Raw genomic sequence first — 22,663 nt, forward strand, 5'->3', positions numbered from 1 at the left:
AATATTGTTAATATTATTTTACAGAATATAAAGGTTTTTACATAATAATTCACCTACAGAATATCTATGATGAATTAAAATGTAAAAATGACTAAGAAAAACAAATTATTCGCCGAAGGATTGACGGCAACGCACAATATTATTCAATCCTTTGCGCAACAGCGATTTGGCAATATCACCGAGGGCTTTGCCCAGTGGCAACAAGCCCAAATTGACAACCCGCCTGTGAATACCGTGTTTATTTATAACCCGCTTTTTTCATTAGCATAATCGCATGGCGTTGGTTTTTACCAGCCACGGATACATTGATAATGTCCTGCTTAAAGCTGCCCCATCTGGCGACTTTTGGATCTGGTGCGATGCGTGGGTTGGCTGGGTATTCACTGTTCAAGTCAGCAAATAAATTCTGTGCCTCTGCGCCACTGAGCCATTCCATAAATTTTTGTGCTTGTGCGGCGTTTTTGCTGTGTTTAACTATGCCAATACCCGATACATTGACATGGGTGCCTTGCCATTTTTGGTTAGCAAAATAGGGTTTGACCTTAATGTTTGGCTTGGTATCAAGCAGCCGACCATAGTAGTAAGTATTGGCGATACCGACATCACAGCGACCTGCGTCAATTGCTTCAAGCAGCGCTGTGTCATTGGCAAATGGCGCGGTGGCTAGATTACTGACCCAACCTTTTAAAATACGCTCCGTTTGTGGTAAGCCGTTGTGATGAATCATGGTGGCAACCAAAGATTGGTTATAGACATTGTCCGATGTTCTTAAACACAGCTTGCCTTTCCACTTGGGGGTAGATAAATCTGCGTAAGTTGATAGCTGGCTTGGATTGATTTTGGTTGGGTTGTAAAAAATGGTACGGGCGCGCACTGACATACCAAACCAACGATTTTGTGGGTCTTGGAATTGCGGCGGGATATTGGTTTCAAGTACTTTTGAATTGACAGGTCTTAAGATGTTTTCTTGCGCCGCTTGCCATAAGTTACCGCCATCGACTGTGATGAGTAAGTCAGCTGGGGTATTAGCACCTTCTGCTTTAATTTTTTCGATCAGTACGCCTGCTTTATCGTTGACCAGCTTGATTTTTACGCCTGTTTGCTGCTCGTATTTTGCCACAATCGGCTTCAACAAATTATCAGCGCGCGCTGAATAAATCACCAAATCACTTGCTAGCGCAGGTGTTACCGCACCCATCAACATACCAAAAGTCATCAAGCGTTTCATAACTTACCCTTTTATTCGTCCTAAAAAATTATACCGAACACCCTACTAAAAAGCAGACCTTAACGATGCGACGGTGCAAGTTAAAATCGCCGCCAAACGTATTGGTTTCGTAGTATAATATAGAATATTTATTTAAACAATAATAATTATTATTTACATTAAGGTTAACGATTTGGGTGCACATGAATAAGGGTATTGGTTTGGCTCGGTTTTGGCTGGTGCTATGTTCGACTCTAGTATTGCTGCCGCTTTTGGTGGTACTTACTAGCTTTGGTGAGATTGACCAAGAGATTTGGCAGTTTTTGCTTGATTATCAGTTGGGGTTACTATTTAAAAACACCCTGATATTGCTAATCACGACGTCCGTTGGAATTTTGCTGCTTGGCGTGACCACTGCATGGCTGACGGCGATGTACCAGTTTCCAGGACGTAAGCTATTTTTTTGGGCGATGATGCTGCCACTTACTGTACCTGCCTATGTATTGGCGTTTGTGCAATTGGGTATGTTTGACTATACAAGTGCGATGAGTACCTATTTGCGAGAGCAGCAGGGGTTTGCACAAGGTCTGCCCGATATCCGCAATATTTGGGGATTATCGATTGTGCTGATACTAGCTTTTTATCCCTATGTGTATCTTCTCGCTCGCAACGCCTTTACCAGTATGGGGCAACAGGCGCTGGAGATGGGCGCATCGCTTGGCTTGACGCCGCGCGAATCGTTGCTCAAAATTGCCCTACCGATGGCGCGTCCATGGCTCATGGGTGGCTTGTTGCTGGCGATGATGGAAGTCCTCGCAGATTTTGGTGCGGTATCTGTCTTTGGGGTAGAAACCTTTACTACTGCTATTTATCAAGCTTGGTTTGGCTTTTTTTCCATTGATACTGCCAAACAACTGGCTTCTTTACTGGTGCTATTTGTATTTGTCATGATTGTGCTAGAGCAGCTGAGTCGCGGCCGCCGTCAATTTGCCACCAAAAAATCAACGGCAATTCAGCCAAAGCCGCTACCTAGTGGTTTGGGTTGGCTGACAACGATGTATTGCGGTGTGATTTTGCTGGTCAGCTTTGTGCTACCTGTCATCCAGTTGATTGTTTGGGTGGTCGCGCATTGGCAGCAGGGCGATGTGAGCGCGTTGCTCCAGCCGATGGGCAATTCATTAGTGATTGGGCTTGTTGGTGCGGTATTGGTCATGGTTGTGGCATTGCTACTTGTGATTGCCAAGCGCAGTGATAAGTCATTGTTTGCCACGATTTTGATGCGTATTACCACGCTCGGCTATGCCATCCCTGGTTCGGTATTGGCGATTGGTATTTTTATCCCAATTGCAGCGATGGACAATCTGTTATTACAATTTTTGCCCGTCAGTGATGGTACGACCGCTGTCATCAAAGGCACGTTAATTGTGATGCTTTTAGCCTATATTATTCGCTTTTTAGCGCTGGCAGTGTCGAGCATTGAGGCAGGTTTTGAGCGTGTCCGCCCAAGTCTTGTGGAGTCGGCAGTCATCCTCAATGTGCGCGGTGTTGCGTTGATTCGCCGTTTGTATATCCCTTTGGTCAAAAGCTCGCTAGGCGTTGCCGTACTTATGGTGTTTGTCGATTTGATGAAAGAAATGCCCATCACGCTGATGACCCGACCTAGTGATTGGGACACACTTGCGGTGCGAATTTATGCCTTTACCATGGAAGGGCAGTTTCAGCAAGCCGCATTGCCTGCACTGGTCATTATACTAGCGGGACTGCTGCCCGTGATTTTGTTTTCCAAGGAAAGTAACGTAACATGAACTTCAATGATTTATCGCAGAACGCGGTATCGGATGCGCATTTGACTGTGAATGAGTTATCGCTCAGTTATCACCCGTCTAGCAAAACCGTCCTCGATCAGATTAGTTTTGAGTTGCCGCAAGGGCAAATTGCGTGTTTGGTCGGTCAATCTGGCTGTGGTAAAACCAGCCTGCTACGCTGCATTGCAGGTTTTGAAACCCCGACAGCAGGCTCAATTCAATTTGGTAAGCGGACGCTATTTGATAGCCGCACCCATATCAATATCCCTGCTTATCAGCGCCAGATTGGCATTGTGTTTCAGGATTATGCGCTGTTTCCGCATTTGACGGTGGCAGACAACATTGGTTTTGGGCTTCAACACTTGTCAAAAACTGACAGACAGGGCAACATTGATGCTTTACTTACCTTGATAGGACTGGAACATTTAGCATGTCGCTACCCGCATGAATTATCTGGCGGGCAGCAGCAGCGGGTGGCATTGGCACGGGCGATTGCCCCCAATCCGCAGCTGATTTTGTTTGATGAGCCATTCTCAAGTCTCGATGCCGATATGCGAGAAGCGTTGGCGATGAGCATTCAGCAGCTACTTAAAGCCAAACAAATCAGCGCCATTGTGGTGACCCATGACCAGCAAGAAGCCTTTATGATAGCCGATAAAATCGGTATGTTGGCAGATGGTCGATTGCAGCAATGGGACACGCCAATTCAATTGTATCAAGCCCCCAGCACCGCCACGGTGGCAAAATTTGTCGGCAAAGGCAGCTTTCTACAGGCGCGGCAACATGGCAATGAGTTGCTGACCGCAATCGGTGCGTTGCCAATGAGCAATTATCCTTATTTTGCAGACAGTCACCAAGTGCTGATTCGACCAGAATGGCTATCGGTGGTACCCCAAACAAACAGCGCGGTTAATGGGTTGATTACCGCCAAGCAGTTTAAAGGCAGTCATGTGGTTTATGAAGTGCAGCTTGCTAGTCAAGAGCGTGTGTTGGTCTACTCACCCACAGATGTTGCCATATTGGGCGAAACCGTGGGGCTGCTGATCACTCACCTGCCTACAAGCCGTCAATAAAGGTGAACCGCCCCGGAATTGTCGGAGACCTAAAACCTTGAGACAATACCCTTATGAAAACCAAAAAACACCCAACAGAAGTTAAAAATAGAGCCGCCGAGTTGCTGATCGAATTGCAAAAGATTATCGTTCACTATGGGCAGTCATACAAGCAATTACATTCTACCAATGGATATGTATCGCCTATTATGTATCCATAAAAACATGAATAAATTAAAATCCTCATGAAATCAATAATTTAGGCATTAAGAATGGTGCGCTCGGCGGGTGTCCAACGCTCCAATCATGATATCCCATAGTGTATCAGATACTCTTTAAATTCAATAATTTAACAGATAGCTCTGTACATTTTATCTCATGCTATCTTACCTAAGCTCTGCATTTCATGTACCCTAGTATGTACCCAAAAAATTGGGTCAGTTTTAACACAGGTATCGAATATGCGTAAGCCAATTACCACCGATAGAAGTATTATCGCACTCCAGCCAGAAGAGAAAGAATATTTAGTCAGTGTAAAAGGACATCAACGGCTTTACCTTCGTGTGCGTGAAAATGGCACAAAGTCTTGGAGCTATCGTTACCTATGCCCTATTACCAATAAGGCTCAAAAAATTTCTATTGGCACTTACCCCAATATCTCATTGGCTAGAGCAAGGGAAATTTGGTCAGAGTATGAAGACAGCTTATCCAGAAATGTGAATCCCAAAACAGCGAGAGAGAAACAAAAACAACAAGCGATGGCAGTTCAGCAGAACACCTTTGATTACTTTGCCGAACAATACTTTAACAGCTTAAAAGGCACATTGAAAGCCAATACCTTGAATCGCAAGTATAATTGTGTCAAATTGCTCAATAGCTATATAGGCAGTTTACCGATTAACGAGATTACCTCACCGCAAATGCTTGAGTTGCTACTCGATATCCAAGCTAAGTTTCCCCAAGTCAAATCCAATAAACCCTCGGAAAAGGCAGAACGCTGTGCCAGTATTGCCAGTGACATTTTTAATTATGCTATTGCTCGGGGGCATTGCCAAATCAATCCTGCTTTGTCTATTAAAAGCCAACTGATCAAACCCCAATACGGTCATCGTCCAGCTATCGTTAAGCCTGATGCGTTTGCAAAATTGCTTAAAGACATTGAATCATTAGCCAAAAATGTTGATTCTAATACCATTAGCTCACTAAAACTTTTGCCGATGCTGTTTGTGCGAAATGGCGATTTGAGACAGATGCGTTGGGTAGATGTTGATCTAAAGGAAGCCAAATGGCGTTTTCAACCGTTAAAAGGTGAAGGCAAAGACCATATGGTGCAAGATATGATTGTGCCACTACCCTCACAAGCGATTGAAATTTTGCAAAATCAATTCAAGCTAAATGGTCATAGCGAGTTTGTGTTCTACAGCCCTTCCGCTAAAAAGCACGGTATTATTTCTGATAACACCGCTAACAAGCATTTAAAAGAATTAGGCTATCAGGACATCCACTGCGTACACGGTTTTCGTGCGAGTGCCAAAACTATGTTGCAAGAGCAATTAAAATACCCTGCGGTATTGGTTGAAATGGCATTGGGTCATGTCACCAAAGACCAAAACGGTTCAGCTTATGGACGTTTTGAGTTTTTGGATGATAGAACGGAGATGATGCAAACGTGGGCAGATTACCTTGATGCATTACGCAATGGTGCCGATGTGACACGTTTTAAAAATCGCTCATTAGCGAATTTCAATACAAGCAGTCCTGAAGAGCTGATGAAACTAATGATTAAGCAGCTTGGTAAAGATAAAATATTAGAATTAATAAAATGATATTTTATTATTAATAAAATATATATTATTTATAAAAAACCTTTTTTTGAGAAAATCATACACAATAAACTACCTATTAACATCTATGACTTGCTTTTACAACGTACCATTGAAAGCGAACGTATTGAATATAAAGCCGACTGGAATCCAGAGAGCGTGATGCACACGTTGTGCGCCTTTGCCAATGACTTTCACAACCTTGGTAGTGGCTATATTGTCATCGGTGTGGTAGAAGACAATGGAAGACCCATGTTACCGCCTGTGGGCTTGTCGCTAGAGAGAATTGATAAAATTTTAAAAGAATTGGTGCAACTTGAGAAAAATACCATTATGCCAACATACAACACGCTTACCGCCACCTATGACATTGAAGGTAAAACAATTTTGGTGATATGGGCGATTGCAGAGGAAATCCGACCTTACGAGACCAAAGTTTACCAAAGCAAAGAGTTTATTCACTTTAATACAATTTTCAAATAGGTTAAATTTAGCCCAGCCATAATTTAACGAACTTTGCTTGGGCTAAGGTGATGGGTTGGAAGTTGGCACACATGTAATTATTTATCCGATTACCTTGTTTTATAAGGAGTAAGGTTATCCTCTAAATAACCTTCGTGTCCTAAAAAGAATCCTTTTAATGTCACCCTATCAAAACTATAAACATGAGCATGAGGGGCTTCACGACAACGACCCACTAATGGAGCTTTCTGATCTGGTTTGCCGTCTGATAACTCAATCGGAGCTGAACAGATTGGACAAGTAGCAATAAATTCGGTGACTCTCGCAACTTTATACCCATCCTTTCCTTTATACATTTCAATATCAGCATTATCTATATTAGCATTTAAAAATAACTCAGGAGCTTTAATAATTCGATGAGTTAATAGATTATGCAATGGACGAAAGAGCCCGACCCAGCTTAAATAAGCCATCGGTATAAAGCTACAAAAAACTAAAAGCTCCCATAACTTTAAAGTTTTTAAATCTCTGATTAGTAAAAACATAATGAATGCAAAAACTAATAACAAGAACTCTACAAGCAAGCCAGACATAAAAAAAAGCATAACAGCAATACCTTTAATACTCCGCATTTTTAACTCATTATTTGTGAAGATAAGTTTAGTGAACAGAGAAGGCTTTATTTCATCGATATTCTTCCTTGAATAATTAATTTTAAAAATATCATTAGCAATTTCAGTAGCTGAATCAATTTCGTCTGATTGTTCTTCAAAGTGATACTCAGCTATATTTAACCAGAGTAAGCTGTCTTTTCCTCTCCCCCCTACAGACTTTTCGAATTCTAATATTGGTCGAAAGCCAATAGTCCTAAAATTTGATTTCGAATCTATCTGCCTTTTTACAAATTCATCAAGTAATTGTCGTAATTTATCGACTTTTACTTCTTTATTGGCATCTCTACTGTCAACCGCATCTAAAGATTTTTTATGGAAAATTGCATAAATAGTTTTTCGTGAAATCCTATCTGGAACAAAACCATCGCCATTATTTTCATCTAAATTTTTAAGTCTTCTTTCAAGTATTATCTTTAGAAAATCATAATCATCTGATTCTGAAGGAAAATAGTCAAGCAATCTCTCCAATTCCTTGAATACTTCTAAGTATTTGTTTTTCATAATATTTAAACTATCCAAAACCGTTTCACCCTAGTTTAAGGGGTGTTTTTCAATATTTCTGCTAGTCATAATTCCCTCACAACCTTAACTAACCAAAAGGATCGTAACTATGACGATGTCAGTCGCTTTAGACAAAACCAATAAATTAATCAGTATAGAACACGCTGAACGAGGTCTCGCTTGTGACTGCTTTTGCTTTGAATGTGGTGAACCAGTTCTTGCTAAAAAAGGAGAAAAGAACGAACATCATTTTGCTCATATCAGCAATAAAGAAAGCTGTTTTATCAACCCTGAAAGTATACTACATAAGTTTGCTAAGCAAGTGATTATTGAAGCGAATGGACTCTTACTGCCTGCTTTGCCAAATAGCCAAGAGACTGAAGCAAAATTGTGGCAATTTAGCCAAATTACACCCGAGGTCAGACTTGGCAATATACAGCCTGATTTAATGGTGATGGTCGATAAAGATACTTACTTTATTGAGATAGCCGTTACCTCATTTGTGGATGAATTCAAGCTTGAACGGATCAAAACTTTTGGTACACCAACAATTGAACTTGACTTAAGGGAGTTATTAAAGAGTGAAACTGCCATTCCTAGCGATGAAGCAAAAAACTTTATATTAAATCAGTTAGAGCATAAACGGTGGCTTTACCCTATCGCCCAAGTTCAAGAAGAAGCAGTAAATATTGTCTCGACTACCTCAGCATCTACGATTTGCCCAAATCAATCTATCAATGAGCAGGCAGCGACTATGCCAAGTGAAAGCTCTGGTAAGTCGTACCAATCCTACCTATTTACCATTCATGGCATGTGGATAGACGTCAAAGCCTTTGAGTCAGGCATGCTGGCGGTTAAATCGGTGTCATATAACCATGAAATAAAGGAAATGCTAAAGGCATGGAGCCGTGAAGGACGAGGTAGATTTAGTGACCAGTATAAAACTTGGAATTATTTTAAGCCCTTTTCAGCAACTGTATTAGAACGCTTAATCGCCCTTGATGAAACTCCAAAACAATGAGGATGCACCATGACAATTAATCTATTAATTCTGCTAGTAATTATTTTGGCTATCGCTTTATTTCTCGTAATTAAGCAATTACTGGCTCTGAAGCAAGTCATTAGCCAACAGGCTATCACTGTTGCCACTGCAGAACAGCGAATGGCTGAGCAACAACTAAAGCATGTAGAAGAGCTTGATTCAGCGGTTGCTAAGGCTAGAAAAAAATCCTTAGATGCTCAACGGAATTTTGTCAGAGGGCAAGTGGGTGAGCATTTCACCCCTTTTATGCCCGATTTCCCGTACAACCCGACGGCTTGCCAGTTTTTAGGTAAACCAATCGATTATGTCATTTTCCAAAATGTGAGTGAATGTGTGGAGGGGCTAGTGGGTATTAGTGAAGTGCAAATCATCTTGGCAGATGTCAAAACAGGCAATTCTCGACTTACCAAAAGCCAAGAAGTTATCAAAAAGGCTATTGCCAATGGGCAGGTCTATTTCAGGGAATTTAGATTAAAAGAAGCGGATAATAATTTCAGAATAATTGTAAATTCTTAAGCTTTATATTGATTAGTCAATCTGATTTACTAAAATCTCAATTCGTACCAGTCAAATTAAACTCATAAACTAAGACTCATGATTTAATAAAACACTGGTACGTTTTACTAAATACAATTTCGAATTATATCTCTAAAACTTTCAAGGAACAAAGTTGTAGGAATGTTTTTGACATTTAGAGAAGAATTTGACTTTAGCTCAATCCATCCTCCAGAAAGTTCTTTACTAATAAAAGTACCTTGGAAAGATTTAAACTTATAAAATTTTTGATTGAGTATTTCATTTTCTAATAAAGTTCTTGAATCTACTTGACTTTTAATAGTTAAAATTCCTAAGCCCTTATTCTTTATGTTAATATCTGTAACTTCAATTTTACTGATATTCAACTTTCCAAGTTTAGATTCAATCTCATCTATAACCAATCTAAGATTAATATTTAATTCCTCAATATAAAAATTGAATCCAAAAATCTTAATTAGCATATTTAAAAAGGGTTTGATTGACCTGCCAGGATTTTCTATTTCAATTAACCATTGCTCATCTTCAAATATAGTGAATACTGTAGTCTCGTAACTTACAAACTTAATAACATTTTCATTTCCAAAAGGGTCTTTAATTTTGCTTTCATTATTCTTCTTTGTTACAAATTTGCCACTAACACTATTTTCCCTAATTTGAGCTAAAATAAAACCATTGCCATCATTTTCATCATAGATATGCATTGAAAGTTTTTCAACAATTCCCCTTATAGGCATGGGAAAAGAACAAATAAGCCACTTATAAGTTTTCATGACTTTACTCACTATTTGTAATAGGTGTAGTTGAATTTTCACCATTAGAGTATTTAGCAGTAATTTTTTTATGTGAACTTATTGCTCCCTTCTCTAAAATACTTAGTAAATCAGCTTGTACAGAAGGTAACATATCTGAAGGAGTCAAATTATAATCACCATTATCTTTAGCCTTGAAGATTCTCAGGGGTGCATAAAGAAAATTATTACAATTTTTATGGTCTTTAAATTCGGCAAGAAACTCAACTTTTTCACCCTTATACATAGCCTTATTTGAACTCCACTCAATTTTGGTTATATAGTAACCTTCTGATTTTAAGTCCTGAAACCTTTTAGAATTAGTGACCGCATTCCCATTTAAGTCCAGACGATTAACATGAGGTAATAGTTCACCCTCTTCAGAGATGTTGGCTTCGTTGATATTAGCAGTATAAATTGACTTTACATTGATATTTTCAAACCCTTCTAACGATTCTAATAAGGTAAAGAAAAACTCGTTTCTTATTGAAGAATCAGGAAATGCAGATAATTCTATTAAATATTTATCTGCACTTTTATCAATTTTTCTTACTTCATCAGTAATTTCATTTAGTAATTGAGCTGTTTTATTTGAATTTGAAGCTCTTACACTTATTAACCCTTCATCATCTTCCCAAATTTTGAACTCAACTGTTTGGGTCAAATTTTGTGACATAACGCTTTTTGAGTAATCAGCCTCAGTATAGCTTGATTTTACGACATACGAGCCATCTTGATTTCGATGTATATCGATAATTTCAGAATGATTTGTCTCTCTATTTTTTTTTATATCTTGTACCAAATTGGCAATAAATTCTTTAGTATCAATCTTTTCATTTCCGTTCAGCAAATTGGCTGATATTTTTGTTGTTGTAAAAGTTTTTCTATTACTTTGTTTATTAAGTGTGTCGATAATAAATCTCTGGTCATGATAATTTAAAAATAAAGGACTGACGTACTCAATTAAATCATCTTTTTCATCTTCAGAGGAAACTAATATACCTCTATCTTTAAGTTGCTGAATGATTTTGGCTTTACTAAACTTTTGACTATGCAAGGCATCAAATACATCCTTATCAGTCTTATAATAGAGGTATCCGTTACTCATTGCTTATTCCTCTTATATCCATACCAATTTCAAATTCATTATATTGAACTTTAAGAATAGAAGTAATACTAGAAGGTTTTAAATTTTCTAAATCTTTTTTTCTAGATTTATCAAGATTCCAACTCTGCAAATATAAATCTTTAGCTTTTTCAAAAAAGCTCACCACATTTTTATGAGAATTATAAAACCTAACTTGCACTTCTTTGTCACTTGAAACTAGCTGATAAGCAGACAACGTATCTATTAAGTAAATGAATTCATCAACTGAATCTCCCCTTCCATTATAATAAACGATATAGCTTTCTTTGAATTTACTTGAAGGATTATTATATTTTACAATTAGCCAAGGTGCTGTTAATAATTCATAGGTTGCTGGATTTTGCCATTCATCATCATTAGTATTATGCCTTCTACTTTTCTTCAAATCTGGATAAAAAAAAGTATAGTCATCAAATGACTTAAACTTTTCCTGAGCTTTAAAATTTTTGATATCATTAACTATTGTGTAGAAGTAATCAATCTCTCTTGGGCTAAAAATGATAAGTCTTTGCCCTTTCTTTATATTAATTTTATCAATTTTTAATTGGTTTAAAATATCATCTAGTTCCTTACCACTTGAATTGTCATGATTAAATATAAATAACAAACCGTCTATTATATAGGGCTTATCAATAGCAACTACGAAGTTATCTTTCCATTCAGAGCTTATTTCAGCACATTCAATGGATTTACCTAAGCTATTAAGTTCATCTGTGAAATTTTTTCCACTTAATGTAGATTTTGCATAACTTTTTAAATCAGTATTCAAATAAACTTGCTTGCCACTGTATGGATTAAAATAAGTAAAAACTGCATCGATCGGATGAGTTTTATTATTATGCTTCTCCTTCAATACACAATTGAAATCCACATTTGTTGTTCCAACTCGTTTCCATTTAAACCATTTAAAAATTTCATCAGCTAGGAACTCCGCCATCCTAGCTGTATTTTGAGTCTCACCCATTTTTTCTCCTATTGTACGTTATTTATAAAAAAAGACTATGCAAACAAATTCCTAAACGTCAGGTTTTGTCGCATTGTTTTTACCCAATCACCGCATTAATCTGCTCTTCAAGCGACCGCCCAGCTTCATCCTGCTTTTTCGCCATCAAGAATTTACGCTTTCCGTTGCTGTCCTTCGCCCACTGCTTGCCGATGTCATTTTTGATGCGAGCATCATCCGCCGTGTCCAAATGCCCACCCTTATACTCTAACACAAAGATTGAACCATCTTCGAGTTCTGCGACGAAGTCAGGATAAAAATAATCTTTTTCGGTGGGTAGCCAAAATGACGAATGTGGCTGTTTAGGGATATTACGAACCCAATATTTTACTTTTGGGTGCATATCAAGTAGCCTTGCACAGATAAATTCTTCAGAAAATGTGCCTGTCGAAGTCTTCTCAATCAAATCATCCACTTGGGCATAAAAGTGTTTTTTAAACTTCCAACTGCCACGGTACGGTTTTTTGGTCGGATAAACCCCTGCCTTAAACTCAAAAGTGTTATAAACTGTCATATCTTCACTCACCTTTAGATGCTCAAATAAATCTCCCTGAAAAGCCTGCTTGCGAGCTAGGCTAAATAAACGGTCTATTTCTTGATTGACGGCTTGTACAAGCTGAAACTGGGCACGATGCAGACTGGTTAAAGTAAACTTTCTATCATGGATAAGATATCGGATTAATTTGAGCAAATAGGCTCTTAGCTGAACTTGGGTAACACCATTGCGACGAGTTTTTTTATCGAGCCAATTAACCAAATCATCTTCGCTGATCGTGGTCGGCATGGCTTCAAAATGCAGTTGTTTGGTATCGACATAGCTATAGGTAACTTGCTCACTATCGATATCCATATCAATCTCAAAGCTATTCGCTGTTTCACGGATATTAAATTGCTCTAGGCTAATCGGGAAATCTAACAAATTCCATTCAATGCTATCTTCAATGGCTTCTTTATCTGCCAGTTGCCAAAAGCCATCGACAAACAAACCTAATTGTGGAATAGGGGCAAAGGTTTTATTCCAGTTTTCAGGGGCTATCGCTGCTTGCCGTGTTGCTCGCCCTTCTTGGAAAGACGTTTGAACATGGTTTTGCTGTTTTGATGTGGTTGCTAAGTTTGTGACAGCTTGCTCGATTTTATCAAAATTATCGTCTGATAAACCCTGTGCAATCACAACTGCTGTGCCTTGACTGGTTTCGTAAGTTTTGACGTGTGGTTTTAGTTCTACTGGCAGTTGCTCAACTTCCACCTTAAATGGCACAGAAATCAGTACTTGTGGCTCGATTGGTTTAGTTGTCGTAGAGTTAGTATCGGTTAAAGGTAAATTATGTTGTGGATTGGCGACAATCGCAGATTCTGCTTCCCAACGGTTAAAACCCATATTCTCGACCATGCGGTCTTTCAGATTATCAGTCGCTTTAGCGGTTGAGTCAGAAATAACATGGGCATAGGCTTTGTTTAGTTCGTTCTGCTTTCTGAGTTTGGCGTACGGCATTCGTAGCACACGCCCCAATAACTGCTCAACATCAATCGCTGATTGGATATTTTGTAGACTTGCTAATACATAGGCAAATGAACAATCCCAACCTTCTTTTAAGGCAGCAACGGTAATGACAATCCGAATCGGACAATTAGGGGAGAATAAATCAATATTATCAAGTTCTTTGGTATCCCCTGTTGATATCGCTATCCATGATTCTTCAATATGACTTTCTTCTGTCAAAAACTGTTTTACCGCAGGGATATTCGCTTCGCCGTTTTTATCTTGGGCTTGAATCAGCAAAATCGGACGCACATAGTCGATTTCTTTTTGGGCGATGAGTTCTAACTCTTGACGTTGAATGAGAGCGTCTCGTACACAGGCTTGCCAGTCGTTCGGATGTTCGGTCAAGACAACAGGCAGTTTAATCATTTCAGACGCTTTGAGTTCAGCGGCGGATACCGAATAAATCACGTTATTGTCTTTTGGTGTGGCGGTGAGTTCAATAAGGCATTTTGGATTGAGACGTTGCAAGGTCGCAAAAACACTTTTACTGCGGTTTTTGTGGGCTTCATCGACAATCACAACGGGTCTATGTAGGTGAAAAAAATTGACCAAAGAATGTTTGACTCGCCCAATATCTTGTTGGGTCAAAAATGGCTGATAATGCAAGGTGTCTTCGGTGACTTTATCCAAGTTTACGGTTTGGCTAGGGGTTAATCCTGTAAAGTATTCGCTCAAATTTTCATCAAAGGCATAAGCATTACGTTGGTGCGTTTTGTCTTTGTCAATATTAAAGGCTTGAATGGTGGTGACAATCACCACGCACGATTTGCCGATGTCATGTTTGCTTAGGGTTTGCAAGGTTTCTAAATCGCATACCTTGACACGATCGCCATAGTAGCTATGCAGAGCTTGGCGGTATGGGTGATGTAAGTCGTTTAACGCCCCGAGCGTTTGTACTCGAATCATATCCGTCGGCACAATCCAAAGCACAATCGGCGAGTCGGTATTAGCATATTGCCCAGCGGCAACGGGTATGCTGTGGCAACCGAGCAAGGTTTTACCACCACCTGTGGGAATACGGATACAGACACTTGGAATACCGCCTAATCTGTCGTTGTATGGGACAGGTGTCATGGCTTGCTGTTGCAGGGTACGCTCAAAGGCTCGCTCTGCTCCGATAGCCGATGCGACACTAAAGAATTGTTCTAAGGCTTCAAGTGATTGTTTTTGATATTGTTTTAGTTGCATAGGTTTTATCTCACTTGCGTTATTTGGATTGCGTGCCGTAGAGTGCGTAAGGAATTTGCTTAAACTCGATATTAAGCGTGTCTAGTCGGTTTTGGTTGATACGGCTGGCTTCACCAAAAATCACTCGTTTACCATCGTTGCCAAGTGGGTGTGGGAAACTTTCTTCCAGATAACGCAAGATGGGCATGGTTAGGACATTGCCACCGTTGGGTCGACGGTCGCCTAAGATACCGTTATACAGTAGATAGTAAGCAACGCCGTCATGTACGCCAAATAATGGCGTAGTCGGTGCTTGACTGGTAGGGTAAGCGGTTTTGGTGTCGAGCCACCATACATAGCTGGCTAGGTCGGCAAATTTGACATTGGGGTTTAAAAATCCGTGTTCGTCAAAGACAGGTGAGCCTAGGGTATAAAAGCTAAATCCGCCACCGCCTTGCCAATTAACGGCTTTTGAGATACCGCCTTGTTCGCCATTGATGACTTGCTGAAGGCGAGGGATAACGTGGGTTTTGGCATGTTCGCCCATTTCGATGCCGATGTAACGGCGGTTCATTTTGTGGGCGACAGCACAGGTTGTGCCACTGCCAAGAAAACTGTCCAAAATTAAATCATCTTCATGCGTTGCGATATGCAAAATTCTTTGAATTAAACGTTCTGGTTTTGGCGTTGAAAATGTATCATCACTATTGAATGCTTTTGCTTCATTTTTGGCTTCATGATTATTTCCAACTTCTTCATTTAACCAAACTGTCGAAGGTGGACGACTAGGATTTTCTTCAGCAAATTGTTTTACAAAAATATCCCATTGACCATTTTTGTTTGAGAACTCAACTAAACCCAGTTTTAAATTTTCTTGATATGTATCTCTTGACCAACGCCAATTACCTTCAGTATTGGTTGAAGGTCTTATGGGATAAACTAAAGAGCCATCAGGTGCTTCAATTCCGTACCAAAGATTGGGGCGGTCTTCACGTCTCGAGTTAGAACCTTCTTTCCTTAATGAACGTTTACGATAATATTTGCCAGTAGCTTCATCAAAGCTATTAAACTGCTTTAGATTTTGCTCAATAAAAACTTTATTTACATTGAAAGCTTCTGATTTTCGATAAACCAAAATATTATCGTGGTCAGTGCTGAACATTTTAGCGTCCATTCGCTGGCTATAAACCTTTTGCCAAATAACATTAGAGACAAAATTAGCCCGACCGAAAATTTCATCACACATTACTTTTAGATAGTGCGACTCATTATCATCCAACGTAATCCAAATTGAACCTGTGTCGTGAAGCAAGTCTTTTAGTAATTGTAAACGTGGATACATCATCGACAACCACTGAGCATGTTCCAACTTGTCATCATAATGCTCAAACGCTGACTGCGTATTGTACGGTGGGTCAATAAAGATACATTTCACCTGTCCGCCGTACAAAGGTAGCAACGCCTTTAACGCCTGCAAATTGTCGCCTTGGATAATCAAATTATCCCTTGCCATCGTCTCATCGCCATACGCTTGCTCAAACTTTAGCAGATGATAAGGCACAGACTCCGCCGTCTGCTCCGCTTGATTTCGATTAACCCAATTCAACTCCGGCATGGCAACAACCTCAAAAAAATAATAGATAAATCATAAACGATTTTTGAAAAAAATTGGGAGAAAAATGAAGCGAGTTAATGTGTCGCTTTGAATCAATATTGCTTTGAAACTCAAATAGAAAAATGTAGGCTAATAGATAATTTTTTTTCTGATTTGAAGATTAACATGCAACTTTTAGAAGATTACAAATATATTTGGTCAAGTGGAAATAGTGGCTTTGATATATTTAGAATGATTTGTTTTGGTTTAGTTTTATTAAGTATTCCAACGGTTTATATCACTATTACTTTATCTGAATATCTACAGTTATACTTTTCTCTTTTTCCTCACATCATCTTTTAGGCAAAAATAATGATTCATTTAAAGTAGGAATTCTTTTAGGAATTATTCTGTTTGTAAGATTCGGTTTTGCTATATTTGCCAATTATTTACTAACACTTTATTGCGTAACAACATTAGCATGGCTATTTATACAGGATTGGATTGTTAGAAGTTCTTATAAGTTAAAATATGGCTATGGTCATCAGCTTGAGGACAGCTTTGGTATCAATGATTTTAGTCAAATAATAGCTACTATTTGTTATGTATCTATGTTTATTATTAGCGGATATATTGCTTGGAAAAATTTCGATATGGAAAGTTATTATCATTTGAAAGAAGTAAATTTTAATTTCAATGAAGACTTTATAACTCAATTATCGAAAAATGACTATACACAATTAATTGCGAGCGCTCAATGGTTTAATGGCAAGAAGCAAGCATTAACAGCCTTGTATGAAATGATGGGGAATTATGGACTTGCATTAAGTATTATTACTGGAATTTTTACCACAATCATAAATTTTTTTAGTTCCGATTCGTAATTAATTCATGACATTGCTCTATGCATGACTGGTTCTACTTTTATAATGCAATAGCATAACGCAAAACTTCGTCTTTAAATTTTGGCGGTAAGCTATTGTCGGTGACAACATCAACTTTGAGATTGAGTAGCTCCTCTAATTCAATTTGTAGTCCAAAAATATCAAAAAGTGTGGTTGTAGGGCTTGCCTCAACAAGTAGGTCAAGGTCGCTGTTTTCAGTGTCTTCTCCTTTAGCGACAGAGCCAAATATACGAAGATTTTTTATCCCAAATTGTTGAGCAAGTTCTTGAATTTTTTGTTGATGTTGTCGGATTTTCTGTGATGGTTTCACTAGGCTTCCCTATTTAGTAAAGTTAAGTTTTTTTGTTATTGTTGTGCCTACAGTTTAAACAAAAAAAATAAGCCTGTATATCACAGGCTTATTTATGCCATCAGTCATGCAGACCGACTAGCAATTTTGTGATGAATCCATTCCGCTACTTCACTAGCCACCCACGCGACCCGCACTTGAGAAAGCTGTACCTTTTTTGGGAAAGTTGGGTCGTAGTGATCAGACTTTTCATCAATCATGCGATAAATCGTGGCACGGCTTAGACCAGTGCATTTAATAACATCTTGGATTGAGATAAGCTGTGGCATCACGATTGTTGTTAGCTGAAGGTTGGTTGGATTGATGGTTTTCATGATTAACTCCTACATTGATACAAAGGGAAGTTCCTTTCATATCAATGCGCTGTCTCATATTTTTTTACGTCATCTCATCTTAGCTAACCTTCCTCACACTCCGCCGAAGCTCATCCTCAAGCGACTGCCACTGTCCATCGGATGAATGACTATCACTCCCCACTGACCGAACAATCGCATCGCTATCGGCATCCGCATTGTAAAACTCCTCCACGATTGCCAAGCCCTCATCTGAATCCACCTCAAACGCTGAATTGGCATAGCCAAGCTTAGCCACCTCCTCTAACGCCTGCTGATTGAAGCCAGACTGCAATTGCTGGGCATGAATCGCCTGAGCATTTTCCACCGCATCCTTTAAGCTCACATTATCCTGTAAGGTCAAATCCACGTAGTAGATGGGCGTCCGATAGCTTTGTGTGGTGCTCTTACCACGAATGGTTAGCTGTAACGGTAAGCAAGACAACAACCCACCTGATACCGCATTAAAGTAGCTGAGCCGCGCCATCAGCGTTCTGATTGAATTGTAGCCCGTGGTACGAAAGATAAATGAGCCTAACTCATCGACATCATCCAAGTTGGCATACAACCGACCAAATACCTTACAGTTACCGTTTTGCCCGATTGGGCATAATTCTGGACTCGGGCAAGGCAATTGCTCAACGCCGTTTTGGGTACGTCGTTGGCACAGCTCACCATTACCCACACAGATAGGTCTGCCTGTTTGTCGGTCAAATAGCGTGTACTCAGCACGTAGGTTTAACTCAGGCGTGTTAAACAGCATCCGTACAGGAATATGGCGTAATTTACCATTACTGGTTAATTTGGCATTATCCCTAAGTTTGTCATCAAGTGGATGCTTAATCCAACCGTCTTTACTCTGTACTTGGCTGGTAATGGTGAATTGGTCATCTTTCTCCGGTAAGCGTTTACCATTTTTCTCAACGACTTTACCAATGGTGATTCTGCCTAAAATAGGCGGTGTGATGGTTAACCCTTTAATCATGGGTGTTCTCCTTGGTTTAATTTAATAGATTGGTTTAAAAGGCTTGCTTAATTGGCTGATTGAATAAAATAAAAAGCCCATGCTTGACCGGCAAACATGGGCGATATAGTGATTGGGATAATGGGATGCTTGTTAGCTTGAATTACGCCTTGGTATTCACCAGAAAACGACGACTGCCTTGCCTTACCTGTGGATATTGATTAAGTAGCTCGGGTTGGTCTTTGAGCAGTGCCTTCGTATCTAAGCTCACGCTATCTTTAGCTTTCTTCCAACTCACTGAGCCATTGGCAAAGGTCGCAAGCTCTGCTGTTTTCATGACCTGCTGAATTTGCTGTTTGAGAAAATCAAAGCGGTGTTGATGGTGATCAATCAGCTTTTTCTGCTCGGTCAATTGATTAAACCAAGTGTTTAAGATGTCATTGTCCCGATAGTCGATGACTTCACCCTGACTATTAGGGTAAAGCTGACTTAAGGCTTTTGCGGCTGATTCACTGCCATCGGCAGGCGGTGGTACATCCTTTTGCACGTACTCCCAAAACCGCCGCTGTTGGTTAATCAATTGGTTAATGATTAACTCATCGCGTTTGATTTCATACACCCGAGCTTCATGCCCACAGATGAGTACACAGACATGCGCTAAGCTTTTACCGGTTACCGCTAACTGGTGCTGTACTTGGCAAGTGACATACAGCGGTACGCCATGTTTCCATAGCTTTGCGCCATGCTCCCCTGTGGTTTTAATCTCAAGAACGCCCACTTCTGATTTATTGACGGCATAATCAAGATTGGCAAGCATAAAGGATTTATCGGGGTCAGGATGTTGCAGGACTGCGTTAACACGGCGAACTTTATTGCCTGTCTTAGCGGTGTAGTACTTGGCAATGAGTGGCTCAAGCTCTTTACCCCAATATAGCGGTGAATAAGCATTTTCTATTAGTCCTTCGGATAGATCAGGATTTTGTCGTCCTGTCTTGATGAGCCACAGCTCAAGCATAGACATATAAGGATTAAGTCCACAGGCTGCGGCGGCATCACTGCCACCAATGCCTGTGTTGCGAACGGCTAACCACTCTTGATGGCTTAGGTTTTTAGTATCAGCGAGGCGTCTAGCCGACTTGGGTTCATGTCCCGCTGGGCGTACCTTTACTAATTGGCTATCATTTGCGGGGGTGGCTTGAATAGGTAGGGTTAAATCATTCATGCGGTTATCTCCTTTGGTTAAATGTTTGTAAAAAAAGGGCATAAAAAAACCACGCTTTATTGCTAAAGCGTGGTTGTTAGAGTGGATAAGTTACTGTTAGGCGATCAGTCGCATCGCTTCTTCAAGTCCCTTTTGCTTTAAGTTAGCGCCTGTGCCAAACCAAGCTGAGTCTAACCGATGGTCGGTAGACATAGCCCTGCGTTCATGGTCAACAAATTCAGTCACGGCACACAATAAGCCATAAGCGGTATCCCGTGCTGAATCAAGATCAGCACCCCGACCTTGACCGTTAAACATGGTCATAATTTGGTTCATGGCTTTGGCATTGGGGACTGCCTTTTGGGTTTTGTTATTGGTTGGGAACATAATCAGCGTATCGTCAACGTCATTGAACAATCGGTTGAGATAGTTGGTGGCTTGTGCTTGAGTTATCCGCCGTTCAGTGAGCTGCTTCATTTGGTACATATGTTCATTCCACTGATTGATGGAAATCCCGAGTTGGTTTTTCACCTTACTGGCATCAAATACGGTTGAGTGTGGCACTTTGACCACGCCACCAGACTTATCGGCTAATGAAATAGCTAGGGTGTTATTACACACCACCCGAATACTGGTAAATTGGGCAGTCGTAGCCAGTGTCCCATCACAAGCGGTTGCCAGTAAGATATAGCCATTACTAACATCTTTGCCTTTTAATGCTGTGGATTGTCCTGTTTTCGCCAGCGCCCAGAACTTACGACCGCCTTTGAGTACACCTGCGGTTTCAAGCTCAAAGTCGGCTTGCTCAGTCAAATCCCGATAAAACTCCAAGATTTCACGTGGCTGCACTTCTTGATAGCGCTGACTCACCACGGATAACGGCTCTAGGGTGTCTGAGCGATACAATACTTTGTTGTCAGGGAAAGGCATAATGAGCTTACCACCTGCGGCATGATTGGCGTAGTAGCTGACATCGGATGATTCGATTGTCCAGTCCATGCCTGCTTGTTCTGCCCAAACTTCGATGGGTTGATTTGGGGTAAGCTCGTTACCTAAACCGTGCCAAGGGGTTTCGCCAACATATGCCATTGTTTGTACTTCGTGTGCCATGGTAATTACTCCTTTGATGAATGGGTTTAATAAATGGGTTAGTTGGATGATACCAGCTGAGTTGGACAGGCAGTGTCCGTCACAGGTTGAGATAAGGTGCGATTGTCAGTATCAAAGACTTGGTTGCAGTTGCGGCAGTAGTAACTACTACAAGCAGTTTGGCGATTGCCTAGATTACTTAAGGCAATGCCGATAATTGTGCCTAGGATTGTGCCAACCATTGATGGTACTGTGGTTTGCTTACAAAGGCTTGCTCCCACACTGGCTAACACGGCAGGTGATAGCAGGGCTGGGTCTAGTGATTGGGGGAAGTTTGGATTGGCAGTTGTCACAGGGACAACCTGACTGCTAAAGCAGTTGGGACAGAGGGTTTTCATGTATATTGCTCCATATGAATTTTAGGGCATAAAAAAGGTCTGCTTTTGATGGCAGACCTCGGATTTAACGCTGTTTACATAAGCCATTGTTAAAGCTAAATGCTTATGTCATGTGGGTAATATATATCTAAAAAAATCTAAGGATTGGCTACATGTCATTAATCCCACATCGTAAATTGATTTAAATTTGTCCCTTCCCAAAGGTACGCATGCCTTTGGGACTAACAACAAGATATTGGTCAATTTTGGTAGGCTTGGTTAAATACAAAGCAGTATTCACGGCATTCTCAATTTCCTGCTGAGAATTGCGATGGATTCTGCCAATGCCTAATTGCCCTATGCTCTCATACAAAGCTTTAATTTCGCTCGTATTTGAATTGTGGTATTCACCTAAGCCATTGGTAATTTTAAGCCATTTCTCGCCCACTGCTTTGCCAATATGAAAATCCGCTTGACGCTTTGAGCCATCATAGACAAGCCATAAATGACAATGAATCCCTTTATCAATGCCTTGTTCAACTGCCCAAGCAAAACCAGTCAAATCCTCGAAGCACGTCTGCTTATTTGATATATGCTGTCGTAGACGCTCCATATGATTAGCAAAATCATCTAGAAGTACTTTATCCCGAGAGTCGAATGCATAGGATAAATCAATGCGGATAACAAGCGACTTTGTGTATTTGTCCAATACTCGACGAACATAGCTTTGCAACTCTACTTTGTTATTATTTTCTTGCACCATTTGAGAATAACTTTGTTGCTTTATGCTTAGTGCATAAAATCGCAAGTAAGTTAGAAAATCATAAGTGAATGATGCTTCCCATATTGCTTGCTCATAGGGTACAGGTGCCATGCTAGAACGAGTAGCATCAACAAATGCATGGATGGATTGAGCATACCAATAGGTTGGATCATAGGTTTTTAGAAAAGGGACGTATAAGCGATTTAGTTCATCTGTTGCCCAAGACAGCATGTATTCTGTAAAGGTCTCACGACCTTTGATTCTATCTAGGCAGTTTTTAACAAAGCTATCTACTTCATGAAAAATATACATTGATTGTACGGTGATTGGTGTCATGT

General features: G+C 40.0%; 22 protein-coding genes. 8 read left to right on the forward strand and 14 right to left on the reverse strand.

Annotated elements, in window-relative coordinates:
• The first annotated feature begins 87 nt into the window (after positions 1–87).
• On the forward strand, positions 88–270 hold the full coding sequence (locus tag RNZ41_RS07855) for a hypothetical protein (RefSeq protein WP_007116939.1): 183 nt from the start codon (positions 88–90) through the stop codon (positions 268–270).
• On the opposite strand, the gene RNZ41_RS07860 is transcribed toward RNZ41_RS07855, so the two are convergent.
• The gene (locus tag RNZ41_RS07860; protein ID WP_007116938.1) at positions 239–1,228 is read right to left on the reverse strand and encodes a Fe(3+) ABC transporter substrate-binding protein; all 990 of its coding nucleotides are present in this window, start codon (positions 1,226–1,228) and stop codon (positions 239–241) included. The two genes, RNZ41_RS07855 and RNZ41_RS07860, sit on opposite strands and share 32 nt — an antisense overlap.
• A gap of 182 nt (positions 1,229–1,410) precedes the next feature.
• On the opposite strand from RNZ41_RS07860, the gene RNZ41_RS07865 reads away from it, so the two are divergent.
• From RNZ41_RS07865 to RNZ41_RS07880, 4 genes are all read left to right on the forward strand, one after another.
• Positions 1,411–3,012, forward strand: coding sequence for an ABC transporter permease (locus RNZ41_RS07865; RefSeq protein ID WP_314027019.1), 1,602 nt, complete (start codon positions 1,411–1,413; stop codon positions 3,010–3,012).
• Positions 3,009–4,085: an ABC transporter ATP-binding protein gene (locus RNZ41_RS07870; protein WP_219298939.1), complete on the forward strand. Its 1,077-nt coding sequence runs from the start codon at positions 3,009–3,011 to the stop codon at positions 4,083–4,085. The genes RNZ41_RS07865 and RNZ41_RS07870 overlap by 4 nt, the downstream gene beginning before the upstream one ends.
• Before the next feature lie 440 nt (positions 4,086–4,525).
• Complete coding sequence (locus RNZ41_RS07875) at positions 4,526–5,890, forward strand: tyrosine-type recombinase/integrase (protein ID WP_314027020.1); 1,365 nt, start codon at positions 4,526–4,528, stop codon at positions 5,888–5,890.
• A 90-nt stretch (positions 5,891–5,980) separates the two neighbouring features.
• Positions 5,981–6,370, forward strand: coding sequence for an AlbA family DNA-binding domain-containing protein (locus tag RNZ41_RS07880; protein WP_314027021.1), 390 nt, complete (start codon positions 5,981–5,983; stop codon positions 6,368–6,370).
• A gap of 89 nt (positions 6,371–6,459) precedes the next feature.
• On the opposite strand, the gene RNZ41_RS07885 is transcribed toward RNZ41_RS07880, so the two are convergent.
• Positions 6,460–7,542: a hypothetical protein gene (locus RNZ41_RS07885; RefSeq protein ID WP_314027022.1), complete on the reverse strand. Its 1,083-nt coding sequence runs from the start codon at positions 7,540–7,542 to the stop codon at positions 6,460–6,462.
• Positions 7,543–7,633: 91 nt separating this feature from the next.
• Here RNZ41_RS07885 and RNZ41_RS07890 point away from each other — a divergent pair, with 91 nt between their 5' ends.
• Together RNZ41_RS07890 and RNZ41_RS07895 are read left to right on the forward strand one after the other, a co-directional pair.
• Positions 7,634–8,545 carry a competence protein CoiA family protein gene (locus tag RNZ41_RS07890; protein ID WP_314027023.1) on the forward strand — a complete coding sequence of 304 codons (912 nt, stop codon included), beginning with the start codon at positions 7,634–7,636 and terminating at the stop codon, positions 8,543–8,545.
• A gap of 9 nt (positions 8,546–8,554) precedes the next feature.
• A complete protein-coding gene (locus RNZ41_RS07895; RefSeq protein WP_314027024.1) occupies positions 8,555–9,082 on the forward strand; it encodes a Holliday junction resolvase-like protein in 528 nt (175 codons plus the stop codon).
• Positions 9,083–9,189: 107 nt separating this feature from the next.
• Here RNZ41_RS07895 and RNZ41_RS07900 read toward each other — a convergent pair whose 3' ends face one another.
• The 5 genes from RNZ41_RS07900 to RNZ41_RS07920 form a co-directional block, all read right to left on the reverse strand.
• Positions 9,190–9,873: a hypothetical protein gene (locus RNZ41_RS07900; protein ID WP_314027025.1), complete on the reverse strand. Its 684-nt coding sequence runs from the start codon at positions 9,871–9,873 to the stop codon at positions 9,190–9,192.
• Between the two features lie 4 nt (positions 9,874–9,877).
• Complete coding sequence (locus tag RNZ41_RS07905) at positions 9,878–10,999, reverse strand: hypothetical protein (RefSeq protein ID WP_314027026.1); 1,122 nt, start codon at positions 10,997–10,999, stop codon at positions 9,878–9,880.
• A complete protein-coding gene (locus tag RNZ41_RS07910; protein WP_314027027.1) occupies positions 10,992–12,002 on the reverse strand; it encodes a PD-(D/E)XK nuclease domain-containing protein in 1,011 nt (336 codons plus the stop codon). The genes RNZ41_RS07905 and RNZ41_RS07910 overlap by 8 nt, the downstream gene beginning before the upstream one ends.
• A gap of 79 nt (positions 12,003–12,081) precedes the next feature.
• Entirely contained in the window at positions 12,082–14,772 is a 2,691-nt protein-coding gene (locus tag RNZ41_RS07915) for a DEAD/DEAH box helicase (protein WP_314027028.1), read from the reverse strand.
• A 19-nt stretch (positions 14,773–14,791) separates the two neighbouring features.
• Positions 14,792–16,366: a site-specific DNA-methyltransferase gene (locus tag RNZ41_RS07920; RefSeq protein WP_314027029.1), complete on the reverse strand. Its 1,575-nt coding sequence runs from the start codon at positions 16,364–16,366 to the stop codon at positions 14,792–14,794.
• Positions 16,367–16,998: 632 nt separating this feature from the next.
• Here RNZ41_RS07920 and RNZ41_RS07925 point away from each other — a divergent pair.
• Positions 16,999–17,229: a hypothetical protein gene (locus tag RNZ41_RS07925; protein WP_314027030.1), complete on the forward strand. Its 231-nt coding sequence runs from the start codon at positions 16,999–17,001 to the stop codon at positions 17,227–17,229.
• A 40-nt stretch (positions 17,230–17,269) separates the two neighbouring features.
• Here the strand turns inward: RNZ41_RS07925 and RNZ41_RS07930 are convergent, their stop codons facing one another.
• From RNZ41_RS07930 to RNZ41_RS07960, 7 genes are all read right to left on the reverse strand, one after another.
• Positions 17,270–17,560 (reverse strand): nucleotidyltransferase family protein, encoded by a 291-nt coding sequence (locus RNZ41_RS07930; RefSeq protein WP_313078759.1) that lies wholly within the window; start codon positions 17,558–17,560, stop codon positions 17,270–17,272.
• Positions 17,561–17,664: 104 nt separating this feature from the next.
• Positions 17,665–17,913 (reverse strand): helix-turn-helix transcriptional regulator, encoded by a 249-nt coding sequence (locus tag RNZ41_RS07935; protein WP_081454561.1) that lies wholly within the window; start codon positions 17,911–17,913, stop codon positions 17,665–17,667.
• A gap of 79 nt (positions 17,914–17,992) precedes the next feature.
• Positions 17,993–18,916: a recombination directionality factor gene (locus tag RNZ41_RS07940; RefSeq protein WP_314027031.1), complete on the reverse strand. Its 924-nt coding sequence runs from the start codon at positions 18,914–18,916 to the stop codon at positions 17,993–17,995.
• Positions 18,917–19,058: 142 nt separating this feature from the next.
• Entirely contained in the window at positions 19,059–20,117 is a 1,059-nt protein-coding gene (locus RNZ41_RS07945; protein ID WP_314027032.1) for a YqaJ viral recombinase family nuclease, read from the reverse strand.
• 96 nt (positions 20,118–20,213) lie between these two features.
• Positions 20,214–21,206 carry a DUF932 domain-containing protein gene (locus RNZ41_RS07950; protein WP_314027033.1) on the reverse strand — a complete coding sequence of 331 codons (993 nt, stop codon included), beginning with the start codon at positions 21,204–21,206 and terminating at the stop codon, positions 20,214–20,216.
• A 38-nt stretch (positions 21,207–21,244) separates the two neighbouring features.
• Positions 21,245–21,583, reverse strand: coding sequence for a hypothetical protein (locus RNZ41_RS07955; protein WP_096488595.1), 339 nt, complete (start codon positions 21,581–21,583; stop codon positions 21,245–21,247).
• 181 nt (positions 21,584–21,764) lie between these two features.
• Positions 21,765–22,661 (reverse strand): YagK/YfjJ domain-containing protein, encoded by an 897-nt coding sequence (locus RNZ41_RS07960; RefSeq protein WP_096488594.1) that lies wholly within the window; start codon positions 22,659–22,661, stop codon positions 21,765–21,767.
• Positions 22,662–22,663: the final 2 nt, after the last annotated feature.

Origin of the sequence: Moraxella sp. DOX410 (assembly GCF_032248735.1) — a bacterium.
Lineage (GTDB): Bacteria > Pseudomonadota > Gammaproteobacteria > Pseudomonadales > Moraxellaceae > Faucicola > Faucicola tetraodonis.

Coding starts and splice junctions, on each gene's coding strand:
- RNZ41_RS07945 (WP_314027032.1), bottom strand. CDS start 20,117: ATGAATGATTTAACCCTACCTATTCAAGCCACCCCCGCAAATGATAGC.
- RNZ41_RS07865 (WP_314027019.1), top strand. CDS start 1,411: ATGAATAAGGGTATTGGTTTGGCTCGGTTTTGGCTGGTGCTATGTTCG.
- RNZ41_RS07960 (WP_096488594.1), bottom strand. CDS start 22,661: ATGACACCAATCACCGTACAATCAATGTATATTTTTCATGAAGTAGAT.
- RNZ41_RS07955 (WP_096488595.1), bottom strand. CDS start 21,583: ATGAAAACCCTCTGTCCCAACTGCTTTAGCAGTCAGGTTGTCCCTGTG.
- RNZ41_RS07910 (WP_314027027.1), bottom strand. CDS start 12,002: ATGGGTGAGACTCAAAATACAGCTAGGATGGCGGAGTTCCTAGCTGAT.
- RNZ41_RS07890 (WP_314027023.1), top strand. CDS start 7,634: ATGACGATGTCAGTCGCTTTAGACAAAACCAATAAATTAATCAGTATA.
- RNZ41_RS07860 (WP_007116938.1), bottom strand. CDS start 1,228: ATGAAACGCTTGATGACTTTTGGTATGTTGATGGGTGCGGTAACACCT.
- RNZ41_RS07915 (WP_314027028.1), bottom strand. CDS start 14,772: ATGCAACTAAAACAATATCAAAAACAATCACTTGAAGCCTTAGAACAA.
- RNZ41_RS07875 (WP_314027020.1), top strand. CDS start 4,526: ATGCGTAAGCCAATTACCACCGATAGAAGTATTATCGCACTCCAGCCA.
- RNZ41_RS07950 (WP_314027033.1), bottom strand. CDS start 21,206: ATGGCACACGAAGTACAAACAATGGCATATGTTGGCGAAACCCCTTGG.
- RNZ41_RS07900 (WP_314027025.1), bottom strand. CDS start 9,873: ATGAAAACTTATAAGTGGCTTATTTGTTCTTTTCCCATGCCTATAAGG.
- RNZ41_RS07855 (WP_007116939.1), top strand. CDS start 88: ATGACTAAGAAAAACAAATTATTCGCCGAAGGATTGACGGCAACGCAC.
- RNZ41_RS07905 (WP_314027026.1), bottom strand. CDS start 10,999: ATGAGTAACGGATACCTCTATTATAAGACTGATAAGGATGTATTTGAT.
- RNZ41_RS07870 (WP_219298939.1), top strand. CDS start 3,009: ATGAACTTCAATGATTTATCGCAGAACGCGGTATCGGATGCGCATTTG.
- RNZ41_RS07940 (WP_314027031.1), bottom strand. CDS start 18,916: ATGATTAAAGGGTTAACCATCACACCGCCTATTTTAGGCAGAATCACC.
- RNZ41_RS07925 (WP_314027030.1), top strand. CDS start 16,999: ATGGAAAGTTATTATCATTTGAAAGAAGTAAATTTTAATTTCAATGAA.
- RNZ41_RS07935 (WP_081454561.1), bottom strand. CDS start 17,913: ATGAAAACCATCAATCCAACCAACCTTCAGCTAACAACAATCGTGATG.
- RNZ41_RS07920 (WP_314027029.1), bottom strand. CDS start 16,366: ATGCCGGAGTTGAATTGGGTTAATCGAAATCAAGCGGAGCAGACGGCG.
- RNZ41_RS07895 (WP_314027024.1), top strand. CDS start 8,555: ATGACAATTAATCTATTAATTCTGCTAGTAATTATTTTGGCTATCGCT.